At 64.3% G+C, this 18038-nt stretch carries 14 protein-coding genes, 1 tRNA gene and 2 pseudogenes; 8 read left to right on the top strand and 9 right to left on the bottom strand.

Annotation, left to right across the window (positions count from 1 at the left end; translation table 11 throughout):
• Nucleotides 1–4: 4 nt before the first annotated feature.
• Both MasN3_RS04775 and MasN3_RS04770 read right to left on the bottom strand, forming a co-directional pair.
• A complete protein-coding gene (locus MasN3_RS04775; RefSeq protein ID WP_281912743.1) occupies nt 5–724 on the bottom strand; it encodes a DsbC family protein in 720 nt (239 codons plus the stop codon).
• A gap of 18 nt (nt 725–742) precedes the next feature.
• On the bottom strand, nt 743–1960 hold the full coding sequence (locus tag MasN3_RS04770; protein ID WP_370662331.1) for an FAD-dependent monooxygenase: 1218 nt from the start codon (nt 1958–1960) through the stop codon (nt 743–745).
• A 131-nt stretch (nt 1961–2091) separates the two neighbouring features.
• Between MasN3_RS04770 and MasN3_RS04765 the strand changes: the two genes are divergently transcribed.
• The 6 genes and pseudogenes from MasN3_RS04765 (at nt 2092) to MasN3_RS04740 (ending at nt 4862) form a co-directional block, all read left to right on the top strand.
• Nucleotides 2092–2167: transfer RNA gene (locus tag MasN3_RS04765), tRNA-Phe, on the top strand.
• A gap of 77 nt (nt 2168–2244) precedes the next feature.
• On the top strand, nt 2245–2589 hold the full coding sequence (locus MasN3_RS04760; RefSeq protein ID WP_281912739.1) for a zinc ribbon domain-containing protein YjdM: 345 nt from the start codon (nt 2245–2247) through the stop codon (nt 2587–2589).
• 15 nt (nt 2590–2604) lie between these two features.
• Nucleotides 2605–2883 carry a hypothetical protein gene (locus tag MasN3_RS04755; RefSeq protein ID WP_281912737.1) on the top strand — a complete coding sequence of 93 codons (279 nt, stop codon included), beginning with the start codon at nt 2605–2607 and terminating at the stop codon, nt 2881–2883.
• 81 nt (nt 2884–2964) lie between these two features.
• The gene (locus MasN3_RS04750; protein WP_281912736.1) at nt 2965–3612 is read left to right on the top strand and encodes a PEP-CTERM sorting domain-containing protein; all 648 of its coding nucleotides are present in this window, start codon (nt 2965–2967) and stop codon (nt 3610–3612) included.
• Between the two features lie 220 nt (nt 3613–3832).
• Nucleotides 3833–4026, top strand: a pseudogene (locus MasN3_RS04745) (PhnA domain-containing protein); the annotation flags it as partial.
• Between the two features lie 80 nt (nt 4027–4106).
• Nucleotides 4107–4862 (top strand): YoaK family protein, encoded by a 756-nt coding sequence (locus tag MasN3_RS04740; RefSeq protein WP_281912735.1) that lies wholly within the window; start codon nt 4107–4109, stop codon nt 4860–4862.
• 53 nt (nt 4863–4915) lie between these two features.
• Here MasN3_RS04740 and MasN3_RS04735 read toward each other — a convergent pair whose 3' ends face one another.
• From MasN3_RS04735 to MasN3_RS04725, 3 genes are read right to left on the bottom strand one after another with little or no spacing between them, the layout of a single operon-like run.
• Nucleotides 4916–6565, bottom strand: coding sequence for a M28 family metallopeptidase (locus MasN3_RS04735; RefSeq protein ID WP_307730401.1), 1650 nt, complete (start codon nt 6563–6565; stop codon nt 4916–4918).
• A 37-nt stretch (nt 6566–6602) separates the two neighbouring features.
• Nucleotides 6603–8195 (bottom strand): AbgT family transporter, encoded by a 1593-nt coding sequence (locus tag MasN3_RS04730; RefSeq protein ID WP_281912732.1) that lies wholly within the window; start codon nt 8193–8195, stop codon nt 6603–6605.
• Nucleotides 8196–8243: 48 nt separating this feature from the next.
• Nucleotides 8244–8783, bottom strand: coding sequence for a hypothetical protein (locus MasN3_RS04725; protein WP_281912731.1), 540 nt, complete (start codon nt 8781–8783; stop codon nt 8244–8246).
• 160 nt (nt 8784–8943) lie between these two features.
• On the opposite strand from MasN3_RS04725, the gene MasN3_RS04720 reads away from it, so the two are divergent.
• Nucleotides 8944–9315, top strand: coding sequence for a VOC family protein (locus tag MasN3_RS04720; protein WP_281912730.1), 372 nt, complete (start codon nt 8944–8946; stop codon nt 9313–9315).
• Nucleotides 9316–9394: 79 nt separating this feature from the next.
• Nucleotides 9395–9841, top strand: a complete 447-nt coding sequence (locus tag MasN3_RS04715) for a nuclear transport factor 2 family protein (RefSeq protein ID WP_281912729.1) — start codon at nt 9395–9397, stop codon at nt 9839–9841.
• Nucleotides 9842–9864: 23 nt separating this feature from the next.
• Here MasN3_RS04715 and MasN3_RS04710 read toward each other — a convergent pair whose 3' ends face one another.
• The 4 genes and pseudogenes from MasN3_RS04710 to MasN3_RS04695 all read right to left on the bottom strand — a co-directional run bounded on the left by MasN3_RS04710 (nt 9865) and on the right by MasN3_RS04695 (nt 17957).
• Nucleotides 9865–13149 (bottom strand): DEAD/DEAH box helicase, encoded by a 3285-nt coding sequence (locus MasN3_RS04710; protein ID WP_281912727.1) that lies wholly within the window; start codon nt 13147–13149, stop codon nt 9865–9867.
• 507 nt (nt 13150–13656) lie between these two features.
• A complete protein-coding gene (locus tag MasN3_RS04705; protein ID WP_281912725.1) occupies nt 13657–15732 on the bottom strand; it encodes a M13 family metallopeptidase in 2076 nt (691 codons plus the stop codon).
• A 130-nt stretch (nt 15733–15862) separates the two neighbouring features.
• The gene (locus MasN3_RS04700; protein WP_281912724.1) at nt 15863–16999 is read right to left on the bottom strand and encodes a branched-chain amino acid ABC transporter substrate-binding protein; all 1137 of its coding nucleotides are present in this window, start codon (nt 16997–16999) and stop codon (nt 15863–15865) included.
• Between the two features lie 82 nt (nt 17000–17081).
• A pseudogene (locus tag MasN3_RS04695) lies at nt 17082–17957 on the bottom strand (class I SAM-dependent methyltransferase).
• Nucleotides 17958–18038: the final 81 nt, after the last annotated feature.

Genomic DNA, 18038 nt, shown 5'->3' with positions numbered 1-18038 from the left:
CGGTTTACTTCAGCGACTGCAGCTTGGCTTCCAGGCCCTTCAGGTCGATCGCGCCGGGGATGCGCGAACCGTCCGTGAAGAAGATGGCCGGCGTGCCCTGGATACGCAGTTTCTGGCCGAGGGCCAGGACCTGCTCGTTGGGCGACTCGCAGCCCGCCGGCGCATTCGGCGGCAGCTTGTTGTTGAGCATCCAGTCGTCCCAGGCCTTGACGCGGTCCGCCGCGCACCAGATGTTCTTCGACTTCACGAAGGAATCCTCGGACAGGATGTTGTACATGAAGGTGTAGATCGTGACGTTGTCGATTTCCTTGAGCGCGGTCTGGCGCAGGCGCTTGCAGTAGCCGCAGTTCGGGTCCTCGAACACGGCGATCACGCGCTTGCCGTTGCCCTTGACCTGCTTGAGCGCCAGCTCGAGCGGCAGCTCGCTGAACTTGATCTTGTTGACCTCCTCGATGCGGGCGCGGGTCAGGTTGGTCGAGGTCTTGGTGTCGTAGACGTGGCCGATGAACAGGTAGTCGCCCTTCTTGTCCGTATACAGGATGTCGCCGGCGACGCGCACTTCGTACAGGCCGCTGTAGGGCGTCTCGCGGATCGATTCGATCTTGGCGCCGCCCAGGCGCGGTTCGAGCGCCTTCTTGATCGTGGCTTCGGTGGTGTTCTGCGCTTCCACGCAGGATGCAAGCAGACCCGTCGCCAACAAGACGGCGATCTTGGTTTTCAACATGTTAATTCCTTAATAGATTTACTTGCCCATCGCATGCGCCATCAGGCGCCGCTTTACCGAAGGCAATTTATCGAGCAAGTTTAAGCCGAAATTACGCACGACGCGCACCGGCTCCAGGTTGGCGCCGAACAGACGTTCGAGCCCGTCGGTGGCCCATTGCATGAGCAGCACGTCTTCCTTGCGCTTGCGGGCAAAGCGCGCCAGCACCCGCTCGTCGGCGATGCCGCGCCGGTCTTCGCGCTCGCGCAGCACCTGCAGCAGGTCGACGATGTCGCCGAAGCCCAGGTTCATGCCGTGGCCGGCCAGCGGGTGCACCGCATGCGCGGCGTCGCCCACCAGCGCCACGCGCGGCGCCACCGGCGAGTGCGGGCGCACCAGCGCCAGCGGCACCGCCTTGACGGCTTCCGGCAGCAAGGGGCGCAGGGTGCCGAGCTTGTCGTCGGCGTATTCGGCCAGGCGGATCGCCAGCTCGCCGAGCGACTCGTCCATCAGGGTATCGGCCAGGGTTTCCGGCGCCGACCACACCAGCGACACGCGGTTGCCCGGCAGCGGCAGCAGCGCGATGATGCCGTCGGCGCAGGTGAACCACTGGTAGGCGACGCCGTGGTGCGGCTTGTCGCAGGCAAAATTGGTGACGATGGCGCGCTGGTGGTACATGCGGTAATCGACGCCGATGTCGCACTGGCCGCGCACCCAGGATTCGCGCCCGTCGGCGCCGACCACCAGTTCGCAGGCGATTTTCGTGCCGTCTTCGAGCAGCACGGCGGCGCCCAGTTCGCTGCACGTCAGGTCGCAGGCGCAGCCGGAGACCATCTGGACGTTGGCGGCGAACTTCAGGGCCGCATCCAGCGCGCCGTTCAGGTTGCTGTCCTCGACGATCCAGGCCAGGGTGCCGACGTGGGCGCCGAAGGCGTCGAAACCGAGATTGCCGCCCTGCTGGCCGTCGCCCTTGATGTCCATCGCATCGACCGGCTGCACGCGCGCCAGGTCGAGGGCGCCCCAGACCTTGAGCGACGCCAGCAGGTCGTGGGCGGTGTGGTTGAGGGCATAGACGCGCACGTCCCAGGGTTTGTCCGCCGCCGAGGTGCCGGGCGTCTCTGGCGCCGGGCGCGCCGGCGGCACCAGGAGGGTGACGCTGTATCCCGACTGGGCAAAACCGAGGGCGGCAGTCTTGGCGATGGCGCCGTTGCCGACGATGCAGACGTCGCTGCGGTACTGGGCGGAGGTGGTAGTCATGAAACACATTATAGCGAGATGTCAACAGCGCGCTCGGGCATCTTGATGCGTGCCACAGTCGTTGGCGGAATGCCCCGTGCGCACGGGGGCTTGCGCAGATGAAAATCGCTGGCTATAATCATGCCTCTCTTGGCCTGGTAGCTCAGTTGGTAGAGCAGAGGATTGAAAATCCTTGTGTCGGTGGTTCGATTCCGCCCCGGGCCACCAAGAATTCAGAAAGCGCCACCTTCGGGTGGCGTTTTTGTTTTACTTTTTGTTTACGCTTGTCGTCCTCGGATACTGCCATGAGCTCGCCCCCGCCTTGCCCTGCATGCGCTTCCACGCTGACCTACGAAGACGGCTTGGGCAACTACGTCTGCCCGGAGTGCGCGCATGAATGGCCGATCAAGGCCGAGGCGGCCACAGAAGAAGCAGTTCGCGTGTGGCGCGACGCCGCTGGCAAGCTGTTGCAGGATGGAGATGCCGTGACCGTCATCAAGGATCTGAAATTGAAAGGCGGAGGCGGCGTGGTCAAACAAGGAACCAGAGTCAAGAACATCCGCCTGGTCGACGGCGACCACGACATCGACTGCAAGATCGACGGTTTTGGCGCGATGAGTCTGAAATCCGAGTTCGTTCGGAAGATCTGAACGCATGAGCGAAGCTTGAAAGCCCTGGTGCCGGTGGTTCGATCCGCTCCGCACCACCAAGAACCGTTTGCACAACGCCCACTCCCTGAAGTGGGCGTTGTCGCTTCTGGCGTCCAGGGGAATCATCGCATCAATACAATTGTTAATTTCCGATGGGAGATGCGGATCAAGCTTAATGTCGAGAAACTTTACACATGCTTCATCGAACACATCATTGGAATTCGTAAATTATTAAAATTAAACAATAATTTTTATCTGGCATTAATGTTGCTTATACTGCCGCTGCATGGATAATTTTGAACAACAACCATTCCTAGACAGCAGTACATCCCATTAATTAAAAATTATTGTTACAAACTGAGAAGGAGTTCTGAAATGAAGATGTTTAACAAGTCAATGCTTGCTGTCTGCTTGATCACCGCTGCACAAATTGTATCCGCAACACCGTTCAGCGTGACCAAATCGGTACTGACGCCGGGTTCCGGCTATGGTACGGACAGCTGCGAAATAGGTTTTTTTTGCAGTGGTTCGAAGCTTGACGTACTCTTTTCCACGACTAATTTCGCTGCAAAAAACTTTGATCTGATCAATGTCGGCGATTCTGTGACTTTCAACGTCGGTCAAGTTTCCTTCAGGGAGGCAGATGTCTGGTTGCTTGGTACCTACGGCATCACCGAAGGTGAGCTCGACAACCTGGGCGTATCGCTGGCCCTGAGCTTCGGCGCCCCTGGTTCGATTATCAATACGCTGCAGGCAACCGGAACCGCTTATCTCGGGCGAATCAATGATCGTGAGGTCGACTACAAACTGACCTGGGACCCAATGACGGTCAATTTCGGCAATGGCGGCAGCTACATGATTTCTCTGAATGATTTGTCGTTCAGCAACTCCAACAACAGCTGGTCACCCCTTCAGGCAACGGTCAAACTGAAGTCCACCGAAGTGCCTGAACCAGGCTCCCTGGCTTTGCTGGGCCTTGGCATGATCGGCTTCGCCGCCGCACGGCGCCGCGCCACGAAGTAAATAACATCCATAGCTCGGCAGCGATGCGCCGAGGATTGAGCATCCTCGTGTCGGTGCTTCGATTCGCTCCGGGCCACCAGGTATTCAAGAACGGCACCCACCGGGTGGCGTTCTTGCTTTCAAAGATCTCCACATTCACGCCCCGCCTCCCTGCCCGGAATGCCCCACGAATGGCCGGTGCAGGACGAGTCAGCCGAGGCGGCCTGGATCTGACGACGCCACCGGCAGCATCCTTCAGGACGGCGATACCGTCACCGTCATCAAGGAACTCAAGCTGAAATGCGGGGTCGGCGTGGTCAAGCAGGAATCAAGGTCAAGAATATCCGCCTGGTCGAGTGCGACCACGACACCGACTGCGAGATCGAGGGGTTCGGCGCCATGAGCCTGAAATCGGCGTTCGTGCGCAAGAGCTGAGGCCTACTTTTGTGCAGTCAGGCAAGATAGCTTAAGATAGGTTCATCCATCCTGTCGAACAGCCAAGGGGTAGGCAAGCCGTGCCGATCCATTTTGCCAGACGCCTTACCGGGCACAAGCGCAGCGTCGATGCCAACAGGCATCTCGGTGTGGCGCTGGCATTCATCGCGGGCGCCATCAACGCGGGCGGTTTTCTCGCCGTACAGCAATACACTTCGCACATGACCGGCATCGTGTCGGGCATGGCGGATCACCTGGCGCTAGGAGACTATGCGCCGGTACTGGCCGGCTTCGGCGCGATCCTGTCCTTCCTGCTGGGCGCCACCTGCACCGCCCTGATGGTCAGCCACGCCCGCCAGCGCCGCATGCACAGCGAATACGCGCTGCCCCTGCTGCTCGAGGCCGGGCTCCTGCTCGGCTTCGGCCTGCTTGGCGGCCACCTCGCCAGGATCGAAGGCCTGTTCGTGCCGCTGACCGTCATGCTGCTGTGCTTCATCATGGGCCTGCAGAATGCCTTGATCACCAAGCTGTCCAAGGCCGAGATCAGGACGACGCACATGACCGGCATCATCACCGACATCGGGATCGAACTGGGGAAGCTGGCGTATCAGCGGGCGGCGCCCGGCGCCGGCAGGGTCGTGCCGAACCGCGACCGGCTCGGGATCCACACCGTGCTGGTGCTGTCCTTCTTCTTGGGCGGCGTGATCGGCGCCCTCGGATTCGCGCACATCGGCTTCCGGTCGACGGTGCCGCTTGCCGTCGTCCTGTGCGTGCTGGCGATCGTTCCGGCACTCGACGACCTGGAACGGCTGCGGCGCCGGCGCGCCAGGAAGTAAGCGCGGAAAAACAAACGCCACCGCGTGCGGTGGCGTTCATCCTGTGGGACCGCTTACTTGCGCTCGGCCGCCGACCTGTCGCGCGCCGCGCGGAACTCCGACTCCGGCGCCCAGTTCGGCCAGGCGCTCGAATTGGCCAGGTCCGATCCCAGCGCATACAGCAGCTCCAGGTCGCGCGCCATGCCGGTGAAGCTCCAGTTCGGGTTGAAGGCATCCGAAGGCTGGTGATAATGCTTCTCGGTATACGACGCTTCGTCCGCCATGCCCGCCTGGGTGCCGCCGTCGATCCAGTTCTTGCCCGAGCCGAAGGAGATCGCCGGTACGCCGCGCTTGGCGAAGGGGAAGTGGTCGGAACGGAAGAAGTAGCCCGCTTCCGGTTTCGGATCCGGCGAGTACGTCATGTTCCAGCGCTTGGCCTTGGCGGTCAGCTGGTCCAGCAGTTCCAGCTTGGCGCTGCCCGAGATCGTGAAATCGCGTGCCGGGCCCTGCGGGTTCAGTGCGTCCATGTTGATCAAGGCCACCGTCGAGGTCAGCGGATACAGGGGATTCGAGGCGTAGTATTCCGAACCGAGCAAGCCCTTCTCTTCCGCCGTCACCGCCAGGAACACGACGCTGCGCTGCGGCGCCGGCTGCTTGGCGTAGACACGCGCCAGTTCCAGCATGGCGGCGATGCCGGTGGCATTGTCCACCGCGCCGTTATAGATCTTGTCGCCGGTGGCGTCCGGCTGGCCCACGCCAAGGTGGTCCCAGTGGCCGCTGTAGATCACGTACTGCTTCGGCTGTTTGCTGCCCTCGCGGATCGCGACCACGTTCTTCGAGGTGACGACCTGGGAGTCGGTGGTGTAGTCGGCCGACAGGCTGACACCCTTGAGCTCGACCGGCTTGAAGTCGCGGGTCTGGGCCTGCTTCTTGGCCGCCTCGAAATCGAGGCCGGCCGCCTTGAACATCGAGGCCGCCAGGTCGCGCTGCACCCAGGCTTCCATCGGCGCATGCGACTTGCGCGGTTCCTTGCGCACCACGTCGTACATGACGTTGGTATTCGAGTTCTGCACCGTTGCCCAGCCGTAGGAAGCCGGCGCGGTCTCGTGCACGATGATGGTGCCGAGTGCGCCGCGCCGCGCCATCTCTTCATACTTGTAGGTCCAGCGGCCGTAATAGGTCATCGCCTTGCCGCCGAACTCGCCCTGCCCGGTTTCGAAATCCGGATCGTTGATCAGGACCACCGCCAGCTTGCCCTTCAGGTCCACGCCCTTGAAGTCGTCCCACTTGCGTTCCGGCGCGGTGACGCCGTAGCCGACGAAGACCAGCGGCGCGTCCTTGAAGGACACCTGTTTCAGGCCGCTCATCGAGGCGCGCACGGCCATGTCCGGCCCCTGCTTCAGCTCGCGGCTGGCGCCGCCCTGGGTGAGGGTCAGCTTGACCGGCCCCTTGATCTCGAAACGGCCCAGGGGCACGTCCTGGGTCCAGGCGCGCTTGCCGTCCTTCAGGTCGCCGCCCGGCTGCAGGCCGGCCGCCTTGAACTGCTGCACGAGGTAATCGACCGTCTTGGTTTCACCCGCGGTGTTGGGACCGCGGCCTTCGAATTCGTCCGAGGACAAGGTCTTGACGTCTTGGGCCAGGCGCTTGGGGTCGAAGCGTGGACCGTCGGCGGCCTGCGCGGCGGTAACCGCAAGGCCCATCAGAACTAGGGTAGCGTATTTCAAACGAGTCTCCATGTCGTAGCGATTAACGGTATTGCCTTCAGCTTGCCGCCGGGTAGGTGTAGGTCGAGCCGACGCCCAGCGGAATGTCCAGCGCCCAGAAGCCGAGCAGGAACGCGGTCCAGCATACCAGCATCGCCACCGAGTACGGCAGCATCAGGGCGATCAGGGTGCCGATGCCGGTCGACTGCACGTATTTTCGGCAGAACACGATAATCAGGGGGAAGTAAGGCAGCAGCGGCGTGATGATGTTGGTCGAGGAGTCGCCCACGCGGTAGGCGGCCTGGGTGAAGTCGGGCGAGACGCCGAGTTCCATCAGCATCGGCACCATCACCGAGCCGATCAGCGCCCACTTGGCCGAGGCCGAGCCGATGAACAGGTTGACCGATGCCGTCAGGAGCACGATGCCGGCCAGGGTGACGCCCATCGGGAAGGCCATCTCCTTCAGCCACAAGGCGCCCTTGATCGCCAGCAGCGCACCCAGGTTCGATTGTCCGAAGGCGAAGATGAACTGGGCGCAGAAAAAGGCCATGACCACGTAGTAGCCCATGCCGCTCATGGCATGGCTCATCCCCTTGACGATGTCGCGGTGGTTCTTCGCGGTGCCGGCCACGTAGCCGTACACCACGCCCGGAATCAGGAAGAAGATGAAGATCAGCGGGACGATCGACTGCATCAGCGGCGCTCCCGCGTGCGTGATCTCGCGCGTGTCGGGTGCGCGCCATGCCGAGCCTTCCGGCACGATCGACCACGCCAGCAGCGCCAGGCTGATGACCATCGCCAGGCCGGCCCAGCGCAGGCCCTTGCGCTCCCGGGGCTGCAGCGCATCCATCTTGGGCAGGTCGGCCGGATCGGCATCGATGGCGGCCGTTTTCTTCAGGCGCGGCTCGATGACTTTATCGGTCAGGAACCAGCCGACCGAGATCACCAGGAACAGCGAGGCCGTCGTGAAGTAGAAGTTGTTCAGGGGGTTGATGACGATCGCGGCGGCGGCCGGATCGGACGAGAGCCGCGCAGCCACCTGGGTCAGCCCGGCCAGCAGCGGATCGAGGCTCGAAGGCAGGAAGAAGGTGGCCGAGAAGCCGCCCGAGACGCCGAAGAAGGCGGCCGAGATGCCGGCCAGCGGATGGCGTCCGGCCGCATAGAAGATCACGGCCCCCAGCGGGATTACCAGCACGTAGCCGGCATCGACGGCGATGTGGCTCAGCACGCCCACGGCGACCAGCACCGGCGTGAGCAGGCGGCGCGGGGTGACGGACAGGATCTTGCGCAGGCCGGCGTTGATGAAGCCGGTGTATTCCGCCACGCCCAGGCCCAGCATCGCCACCAGCACCACACCCAGCGGCGGGAAGGTGACGAAGGTGTTGACCATGCGCGCCGTGAAATCGGTCAGGGCGGTGGGCGCCAGCAGGTTCTTGACCTGGATAGCCTGGCCGGAGCGCGGATCGATCTCGGTAAACACCATGCCCGACATGGCCCAGGACGTCAGCCAGACCACGGCCAGCAGGAGGGCGAACAGGATCGCCGGATCGGGCAGCTTGTTGCCGACCTTTTCGATCAGGTTCAGGATGCGGTTCAGTGCGCCGGTTTTCCCGGCGGGTGCTTGCGTTTGCGTCAGCGTTTGTTCGGCCATTGCTTACCCTTGTGTTCAGGCGACGAAGGTCGTGGTTGAAGAAAACGTTCAGCCGGAGACGCGCTTCAGGACGAATTCCGCGCGTGGCTTGTCATGACGGTCCAGGCGATAGCTCAGCACGCTGCCATCCTGGCTGAGGCTGACTGTCCAGACATTGGTCTCGGCGCCCGGAACGAGCTTGGCGGTATAGGCATCGGCCAGGAAGGCCTGGGAGCGCGCCGTGCCGCCCTCCTTCGCCATGCCGCCGTACATGGTCACCGCATCGGGCGAGCCGTCCGGGTGGCGGTGGTCGTGGCGCAGTTCCAGCCCCGCCGCGTGGCGGGTGAAGATCCAGGTACGTGAGCGGTCCGCGCCGACCTGCACCGGCATCCGCACGGCATCGGCCTTGCAGACCACCTCGGTCGAGATGGTCTTGTTGGCGAATTCGCTGTTGGGGTCGATCGCATACGCCAGTGCGCCTTCGAAGCGCTGGCCACACATGCCTTGTAGCGTGGCCATGAATGCGTCGCGGGCGTCTGGGACGGGCGGTGCGGCGGCGCAGCCGGCCAGCAGGACGGTGGCGGCGAAAGCGGGAAGCAGAGAGCGCATGGTGACCTGTTGCTTGTTGGACAAACTGTGAGAGTAGCACAGCAGTCCGGCGGCTTGGGCGGAAAAAAGCGATGGCTCCGCTCGTGTTTACGCTCGGGCGCAGCACTGGATACGGGCCGATGCGATAATGCCGCATCGCTCAAGCACCGTGGAGAACGCCATGCCCCATATCGCCGGAATCGACCACGTTCAGGTCGCCACCCCACCGGGCGCCGACGAGGCTGCCCGCGCTTTTTATGGCGGCGTGCTGGGCCTGACCGAGATTCCCAAACCGGCACCGCTGAACGCCTCCGGCGGCCTGTGGTTCCAGACTGGCACCGGCCAGTTGCACATCGGCGGCCAGGCCGGTTTCGTGCCCGCCAAAAAGGCGCATCCAGCCTTCGTCATTGAAGACTTCGACGATTACTGCGCGCTGCTGCGCGAACGCGGCGTGACGGTGCGGGAAGAAGTGCAGGTCGACGGCCGGCGCCGCGCCGGCATCGAGGACCCGTTCGGCAACCGGATCGAGCTGATCGAGGCCGCCCGCCCCTGAGCGAAACCGGATAAGTTCCTTGCACATCCGGTTTGCTGGCGCATACTGAAATTCCACTCTTTACCGACCGGAGGCGATCATGCTGGAGCAGCAGAATGTCAAGGAAGTTCAGGAGTGCTATGCCGCGTATGGGCGCAAGGATCTCGACAAGTTCTTCGCACGCATGACACCCGACATCGATTGGGAACTGACGGACGTGCCGGGCCTGGCTTTCACCGGAAAACGGAAGGGATGCGAGCAGGTCGCCGACTACTTCGAGCAGTTCGACAAGAAGCTCGCGGTACGGGAATTCACACCCAGGGAATACATCGCGCAGGGCGACAAGGTGGTCGTCCTCGGGCACAGCGCCTGGACGGCGAAGGAAACAAACGTGCACATCGAGAGCGACTGGGTGCACGTGTTCACCCTCGAGGACGGCAGGGTGTCGGCCTTCCGCGAATATCTCGGCTCCCACCTGGGCGCCGAATGCCTCGAATGCGCGCCGCTGGCGGCGGGAAGCGCCGCAGGCAGCCCGGCGCCCCATTGACGGGCATCGCAGGCCGGCGTGCCTCAGGGGGCAAGGGGCGCGAAGATGGCCTGCAGGTCGTCCACGCCGATGGCGGCCGACAGCCCGCCGTCGGCATCAAGCAGTCCCCGTGCCAGCTCTCCTTTGCGACGCTGCATGTCCTGAATTTTTTCCTCCAGCGTGCCCCGGGCAATCAGCTTGTAGACAAACACCGGCTGCTCCTGGCCAATGCGCCAGGCCCGATCCGTGGCCTGGTTCTCGCTGGCTGGATTCCACCAAGGATCGTAATGGATGACCGTGTCGGCCGCCGTCAAGTTCAGCCCGACACCGCCAGCTTTCAGGCTGATCAGGAATACCGCAGTGCGCCCTTGCTGGAAGGCGGCGACCGGCGCGGCGCGGTCGACGGTATCGCCGGTGAGCTCGACGTAGTCGATGGCGCGTTCACGCAGCGTCGCCCCAATCAGAGCCAGCATGCTGGTGAACTGGGAAAAGACGAGTATCTTGCGCCCCTCGCTCAGCAGGGTCTCCAGCAATTCCATCAACACGCTCAGCTTCGACGAATCGGCAGCCCTGCCGGCCGTCTTCAACAAGCGCGGGTCGCAGCACACCTGGCGCAGCTTGAGCAAGGCGTCGAGGATCACGATCTGGCTGCGCGCGAGGCCCTTGCGATCGATTTCCTCGCGCACCTTGCGGTCCATTGCCAGCCGCACGGTTTCGTACAGGTCACGCTGGGCCACACCGAACTCGACCGGCAGCACGATATCCGTTTTGGGCGGCAGCTCGGTCGCCACCTTGTCCTTAGTACGCCGCAACATGAACGGCCTGACACGCCGAGCCAGCAAATCCCTGCGCAAGCTGTCGCCCTGCTGCTCGATCGGCTTGCGGAACGCCGCGTTGAAGGCTTTCTCCTCACCCAGCAATCCTGGCATCAAAAAGTGAAACTGTGACCACAATTCGCCCAGGTGATTCTGCACCGGCGTTCCGGTCAGGCACAAGCGATGCCTTGCCTCGATCAGGCGGGCGCTCTGGGCCGCCTTGGAGCGGCTGTTCTTGATGTACTGCGCCTCGTCCAGGATCAGCAGGTGATAATGATGGCGGCGCAGCGCCTCCTCGTCGCGCGCCAGCAACGGGTAGGTAGTGAGCACCAGGTCGGCACCGGCGATCCGGTCGAACTGCGCCGAGCGCTCTTTGCCGTGCAGGAGAAGCACTTGCAATCCCGGTGCGAACCTGGCGGCTTCAGCCTGCCAGTTGCCCATCAGGCTGGTGGGCGCCACCACCAGCGCCGGGGCATCGAGCCGGCCGGCTTCCTTTTCGGCCAGGATGTGGGCAAGAGTCTGGATGGTCTTGCCGAGTCCCATGTCGTCGGCCAGAATGCCGCCGAAGCTGTACTCGCGCAAAAATTGCATCCAAGACAGACCCATCTGTTGATAAGGGCGTAGCGTTGCCTGCAGGCCGACAGGCGGATCGACTTGCGGCATCCCCCTGAAGCCGTCCAGCTTCCGGCCCAGCTCGCGCAGGCGCTCGCCTCCCATCCAGCGCAGCTGCGCCACCTCTTCCAGCTCGGCCAGGCGCGCGGCGTCCATGACGGGCAGGCGCAGCGACTCCCCGATGCGATCGCTGAAATAAAGCTCGCCCAGCGTGGCAAGGATGGGCTTGACCCGGCTCCATGGCAAGGCGACGCGCGTGAAGTCCGGCAGCTCCACCACGAGTGCGCCCCCGTCGTCGCGGGCCGCCAGCGCAGCGGCGTCGAACTCCCGGGGCGCCTCGCGAATCATTTCCAGCAGCAGAGGCAGCAGCGAGTGGCGCTGGCCATCGACCAGCACGCCGAGTTCAAGTGCGAACCATGCGCCTGCGCCCTCGCCCTCCTCGTTGAGTTCCGCGTACCACTCTTGCACGTCCAGCAGCTCGTAGCGATAATTATCGCCAAACTCGATCTCCCAGCCGGCCGCGCGCAGGCGCTCCACCTCATGCCGCGCGAAGTCCACCCACGCCGCCTCGGACGGTAGCACCAGCGCACCGGGATAGTCCGCCAGCAACGATTGCGCATCCGGCGCGGCGAAGCCGAGTTCGAGGAGCCGGACCTGCGCCGCGGCTTCCGCCTCCACATTGCGCTCGATGAGTTCGACAACGCCATCCGCGATGCTGCGCAGCTCGGCCTCACCTTCTTCAGCCGGCATGCCGTCGTAGTGAAAGAACAGCATGGCATGATCGTGCCAGTGCAGCCCGCCGCGCGCGCTCGCTCCCAGGCTGTCCAGCACCAGCAAGGGCGTGGGCAGGAGATCCTTGCGCCGGCGGGTCTGCAGCGCTTGCGGCGGCGGGAGGACGCGGTCCAGTCCCAGCGCCACGAAACGCTCGGCCATGGGCGCGCGCTGCTCTGGCGCCAGGCGGGGTGCCGCATCCACCAGTTTCTGCAGCGCCTCCGGCGGCAACGCCGCGAGCGCGGCAGGCGGTACAAGTTCGCCCAGCAAGCCGTCCTTGAGGTAGCGCATCGGTTCGGTCGCCAGTACGTGGCCGACCGCGCTGCCGTCTTCGCATCGCCAGCTCAGCTCGACCGATCCATCCACCTCGTTCGCATGCCAGCACAATTGCGCACTGCATTGCGGCCCCGGGTGTATCAGGCGCAGATCGCCGCGCCTGAGGCTTGCGCTCGACTCGGCCCACCACAGCCGGCCTTCGGCACACAGCTGATCCAGCAAGCGGGCGCCCAGCCTGCCGGCCGGGCTGGCCGCTTCGAGGTAGCGTCTCCCCGCATGCAGTCCGGCGATCAGGCGGATCGGTTCTTCGTCTTCTTCCTGGACATAGGCAGGTCGGGTGGCGAGCAGCTGATACGTCTCGTTCTGGATGGTGGTGCTGCCGATGCTGCCATCCTTGCGCAAGCGCGCCCGGCACAGGTGCAGGCGCGGCGCACCGGCGCCGCGCTCGGGCGCCAGGACGTAGAGGAGCCGCTCTTTCGGCGCAGGCGGCGGCCCGGAATCCGTGCAGGACTGCAGCATGGCGAATTGCTGCAGCCATTGCTCGGCCATCGGCGGCAGGCCGTCCCTTGCATCGGCCTTGCGCTGTTCCAGGCCATGCAGCAGCACGGCAACCACGTGCTTGCAGGCGCCTCCCACCGGACAGCTGCAATCGCTGTCGAACCTGATGCCGTGACGGCCTGCTTCGACGAAGATCGTTTGCTCGTAGACATTGTTGTAGCTGCCCTCGACCTCGCCAGTGATCGTGCTGTCGAAGAAGTCGACATCGACGACCATGCCCTGGCGGGCATAGCGCTCGCCGCGCGCGAAGGTGGCCGAGTCGAACTGGCGGACAATGTCTTCGAAGGTGTAATGCATGGGAAATCAGCTGACAATGCGGGGGCGACCTGCATTATCGCCGATGGCCGCAGCCGTGAATAGCGGCCGGGGCGCCACATGATTACCAGAAGATCACGCGGTCCTTCGGTTCCAGGTACATCTTGTCGCCCGGCTAGCCTTCCCGAGGGTCAGGTCTGACATTCGGACACGAACTCGAGCGTTACATTCTTGTATTGCTCAGCCCGTGTCTAAATGTCAGACCTGACCCCGGTGGGATCTGACCGATTGCGTGCGACCTCGGCTAGATCGGCACGCCTTCCAGCTCGCCCTGCTTACACTGACCAATCTGGTGCAGGTAGTGAAAATTTGAGGGGAAGGGTCAGGGTCAGGTCTGACATTCGGACACGAACTCGAGCGTTACATTCTTGTATTGCTCAGCCCGTGTCTAAATGTCAGACCTGACCCCGGTGGGATCACTAAAAAAACGCCACCCGAGGGTGGCGTTCGCACGGGGCGGCACCGGCAGGCCGGCGCGCGTCATGGGTCTTACCAGAAGATCACGCGGTCCTTCGGTTCCAGGTACATCTTGTCGCCCGGCTTGACGTCGAAGGCCTCATAGAAGCCCGGGTGGTTGCGCAGGCTGCCGTTGACGCGGAATTCCGACGGCGAGTGCGGGTCCGATTTGACCTGCGAGATCAGGGCCGCGTCGCGCGCCTTGCCCTTGCGTGCCTGCGACAGGCCCATGAAGATACGCTGCTCGGCGGTGAAGCCGTCGATCACCGGACCCGGCTTGCCCTTCAGGTAGATCTTGTAGGCGCGGCTGGCCATGATGGCGCCGGCGTTGTCGGCGATGTTCTCGCCCAGGGTCAGCTCGCCGTTCACGTTGTAGCCCGGCAGCGGGCTGTAGCCGGCATACTGCGACACCAGCACCTTGCCGCGCGCCGCGAACTGCTTCGCATCTTCCTCGGTCCACCAGTTGCGCAGGTTGCCGTCGCCGTCGTACTGCGAACCCTTGTCATCGAAGGCGTGGCTGATCTCGTGGCCGATCGAGATGCCGACCGAGCCGTAGTTGACCGCCGGTTCCGCGTTCGCGTCGTACAGCGGGTACTGCAGGCGCGCCGCCGGGAACACGACCTCGTTCAGGGTCGGGCTGTAATAGGCGTTGACGGTCTGCGGCGACATGCTCCAGACGCTGCGGTCGACCGGCTTGCCGAGGCGGTTGATCATGTATTCATGGCCGAACTCGCGCGAGCGCATCACGTTGCCGACCAGGTCGCCGCGCACGATCTTCAGGCCGGAATAGTCGCGCCACTTGTCCGGGTAGCCGATCTTGACGTTGATCTTCGAGAGCTTGGTATGGGCCTGCTTCTTGGTTTCCGGCGACATCCATTCCAGCTGGTCGATGCCTTCGCCGAAGGCGGTGATGAAGTTCTTCGCCATGTCCAGCACCTGCTGCTTGCGCTCCGGCGGGAAATGCTGGGCCACGTAGGCCTTGCCCACCACTTCGCTCAGGTTGCGGTTGATCTCGGCGATCGCGCGCTTCTCGACCGGACGGTTGGCGGTGGCGCCGCCCAGCACGCCGCCGCGGAAGGCGAAGCCCTCGTCGACGAAGGGCTGCGACAGGTAGGGCGCGTAGGCGCTCAGCAGGCGGAATTCGAAGTAGGACTTCCAGGTGTTCAGCGGGGCCGCGGCGATCAGCTTGTCGAGCGCGGCCACGTAGCTCGGCTGGCTGACGATCACGGCATCGACCTTGCCGGCCGCGCCCACGCCCTTCAGGTAGGCGTCCCAGTCGATGCCGGGAGCCAGGGTGCGCAGCTGGGCCAGGGTGTGCTTGTTGTAGCGCTTGACCGGGTCGCGGTTTTCGACCGCGCTCCACTGCGCGCGTGCGATCTCGGTTTCCAGCGCCACGATCTGGGCGGCTTTCGCTTCGGCGTCCTGGTGGCCGGCCAGCGCCAGCATCTTGCCGATGTGCGCCTGGTACTTGGTGCGGATGTCCTTCAGGCGCGCTTCGTCCTGCAGGTAGTAATCGCGGTTCGGCATGCCCAGGCCCGACTGCGAGATGCCCATGATGTAGCGGGTCGAATCCTTGTTGTCCTGGCCGACGCCCATGCCGAGCGGGCCGCCGACGTCGATGCGGTCGAAGCGCGCCATCAGGCCGGCCAGCTCGCGCTTGTCCTTCAGCGCGCCAATGCGGGCGCGTTCCGCCTTGAGCGGCGCCAGGCCGAGCTCGTTGCGGCGCTTCTCGTCCACGTAGCTGGTGTAGAAGTCACCCATCTTCTGGGCTTCCGAACCGGCCTTGGCGTTCTTCTGGCTTGCTGCTTCGCCGATGATGGCGCTGACCTGCTGCTCGACGCGCTCCTGCGCGATGCTGAAGGCGCTCCAGCTGGAACGGTCCGACGGAATGTCGACGTCCTTCAGCCATTTGCCCTGGGTGTAGCGGAAGAAGTCGTCCTGTGCGCGCACGCCGGTGTCCATCGCGGCGACATCGATGCCGGATGCGGCTGCGGCGGCCGCTGCCGCTGGCGCCACGGTGTTGGGCGTGGCCGGGGCTTCATACGCGCCGGCCTGGGACGCCACTGCGAACAGGCCCGCGATCAAGGTGCTGCACAGGCTAGGTTTCATCTCTCTCTCCAGAATTGTTGATGTTAGGAACCGAACGATCCTAATCGAACTGGAGAAGCAATGCCAAGCCCATTTTTGTATGCATCTTGTTTCAAAGCGCCCGTCAATACGGGCTTCCCGGCCTGCCGGCTCACTTTCCGCGCACCACCTGCAGCTTGACCTTCTTGCCCTGGCGGTAGGTATAGAGGGTCATTGCGGCGTCGCGCAGGTCGCCTTTCGCGTCGAAGGCGATGCTGCCGGTGACGCCCTCGTGCCGGATGGCCGCCAGGGCCGGCAGGAAGCGCGCGGGTTCGACCGACTGGGCCTTCTGCATCGCGGCCGCGAACACCATCACCGCGTCGTAGGCATAGGGCGCATAGGTTTCGACCGGGCTGCCGTAGCGCTGGCGGTAGCGCTCGGTGAAGACATTGAAGCGGGCCTCCTGGGCGCCGGTGACGCCGCCGGCGACCGCGCAGAACAGCTTGTCGTCGCCGAGCGCGTCGCCGGCCAGCAGCGGCAGCTTTTCCGAGCAGACGCCGTCGCCGGACACGAATGTCGCCTGCAACCCCAGGGTCTTCATCTGCTTGAGCATGGGTCCGGCCACCGCATCCATGCCGCCGTAGAAGATCAGGTCCGGGCGCTGGGCGCGGATCTGGGTCAGGATGGCGCTGAAGTCGGTCGCCTTGTCGTGGGTGAACTGGCGGCTGACGATGGTGGCGCCGCCGCCGCTCTTCACTTCGCGCGCGAACTGGTCCGCCAGGCCCTGGCCGAAGGCGGTGCGGTCGTCGATCACGGCGATCCGCTTCGCCTTGAGCGCGCCGAGTGCATGGCGCGCCAGCGTGCGCCCGATCAGCTTGTCGTTGGCCACTACCCGGAAGGCGGTCTTGTAGCCCTGGTCGGTGTACACCGGCGTGGTGGCGGCCGGCGAGATCTGCGGAATGCCGGCGCTGGCATAGATCTTCGAGGCCGGCACGGTCGGCCCCGAGTTCAGGTGTCCGACGACGCCCGCCACGCGCGCGTCGACCAGCTTCTGGGCCACCGCCGTGCCGGTCCTGGGGTCGCTGGCGTCGTCTTCCACCTGCAGCACCCACTTGATCTTCTCGCCGCCGATCGCGATGCCCTTGGCATTGAGTTCGTCGATCGCCATGCGGGCGCCGTTCTCGATGTCCTTGCCCTGGTGGGCGCCGGGGCCCGACAGCGGCGAGGCGGTGCCGATCTTCACTTCGGTCTGGGCGCTGGCCGGCACGGCGGCGAGCAGCAGGGAGGACAGGACGGCGGCGAAACGCATGGCACCCTTTCTCGACTGGATGCCGCCGATTGTAACGCCGTGCCGCCCTGCCACCAACCGTCATGCGTGCGCAAGCCTGGAACTAGTGAAGGACCTCGGGCGTGCGCTTGATGATGACGGCTTCCAGGTACTCTGCCGGCACCACCAGCGAGTTGTCGCCCGCCGTGTTGTGACGGTCGAGCAAGGCGATCATGTCCTGCTCCAGCGCCTGCTAGCCGGCCGGATCAAGCGCGGCGAAGGCCTTGTGCACCGGTCCGTAATAGTCGCGAAACACCTGGATCATGTGCGCGGGCGAGGCGTAGCGGAAGTTGAACATCTTCGGCTGGGCGCGGATGCTGGCCGCATTAGGGCCGAACAACTGGCGCAGGTAGTCTTCCTTGCCCCACATGGCCGGCGAGGCCAGCCCGCCTGGGGGCGGAACATGGCGCCCGACGGTCTTGAACAGCTGGCCGATGAAGCCTTCCGGCGTCCAGCTGGCGATGCCGATGCGGCCGCCCCCGCGCACCACCCGCATCATTTCGGCGGCGCAGCGCGCATGGTCGGGGGCGAACATCACCCCAAAGGTCGAGAGCGCGACGTCGAAGCTGCCGTCGTAGAAGGGCAGCGCCTCGGCATCGGCTTCGCGGAACTCGACCGTCAGGCCTTCGGCGGCGGCGCGGGTGCGGCCCTTGTCGAGCAAGGCCGGCACGTAGTCGGTCGAGGTCACGCGCGCGAAGCGGCGGGCGGCGGCGAGCGTGGCGTTGCCGTTGCCGGCCGCGATGTCGATCACGCGCTCGCCGGCCCGGACGTCGGCGGCTTCGGCGAGCGACTCGCCGACGATCTGCAGGGTCACGCCGATGATGGCGAAGTCGCCGCTTGCCCAGGTGGCCTGCTGGCGCTGCTTGATCGCCGCATAGTCGGGAGCGCCGGTGTCGGGCGGCTGGCGTGGCGAGGGAGTGGAAGCGATGGTGTGGGTCATGACTGTCTCCTGAGAAATACCCGACAACGGGTGCATGCCTGGACACGGAGGGAGACGGGACGATGCGACAGGCACCTGCCG

It is taken from the genome of Massilia varians (genome assembly GCF_027923905.1).
Lineage (GTDB): Bacteria > Pseudomonadota > Gammaproteobacteria > Burkholderiales > Burkholderiaceae_D > Telluria > Telluria varians_B.
The sequence above is the reverse complement of the archived record's forward strand: the minus strand, read 5'-3'. Positions and strand labels throughout refer to the sequence as shown.

Coding starts and splice junctions, on each gene's coding strand:
- MasN3_RS04720 (WP_281912730.1), top strand. CDS start 8,944: ATGCCCCATATCGCCGGAATCGACCACGTTCAGGTCGCCACCCCACCG.
- MasN3_RS04730 (WP_281912732.1), bottom strand. CDS start 8,195: ATGGCCGAACAAACGCTGACGCAAACGCAAGCACCCGCCGGGAAAACC.
- MasN3_RS04700 (WP_281912724.1), bottom strand. CDS start 16,999: ATGCGTTTCGCCGCCGTCCTGTCCTCCCTGCTGCTCGCCGCCGTGCCG.
- MasN3_RS04725 (WP_281912731.1), bottom strand. CDS start 8,783: ATGCGCTCTCTGCTTCCCGCTTTCGCCGCCACCGTCCTGCTGGCCGGC.
- MasN3_RS04770 (WP_370662331.1), bottom strand. CDS start 1,960: ATGACTACCACCTCCGCCCAGTACCGCAGCGACGTCTGCATCGTCGGC.
- MasN3_RS04750 (WP_281912736.1), top strand. CDS start 2,965: ATGAAGATGTTTAACAAGTCAATGCTTGCTGTCTGCTTGATCACCGCT.
- MasN3_RS04715 (WP_281912729.1), top strand. CDS start 9,395: ATGCTGGAGCAGCAGAATGTCAAGGAAGTTCAGGAGTGCTATGCCGCG.
- MasN3_RS04710 (WP_281912727.1), bottom strand. CDS start 13,149: ATGCATTACACCTTCGAAGACATTGTCCGCCAGTTCGACTCGGCCACC.
- MasN3_RS04760 (WP_281912739.1), top strand. CDS start 2,245: ATGAGCTCGCCCCCGCCTTGCCCTGCATGCGCTTCCACGCTGACCTAC.
- MasN3_RS04705 (WP_281912725.1), bottom strand. CDS start 15,732: ATGAAACCTAGCCTGTGCAGCACCTTGATCGCGGGCCTGTTCGCAGTG.
- MasN3_RS04775 (WP_281912743.1), bottom strand. CDS start 724: ATGTTGAAAACCAAGATCGCCGTCTTGTTGGCGACGGGTCTGCTTGCA.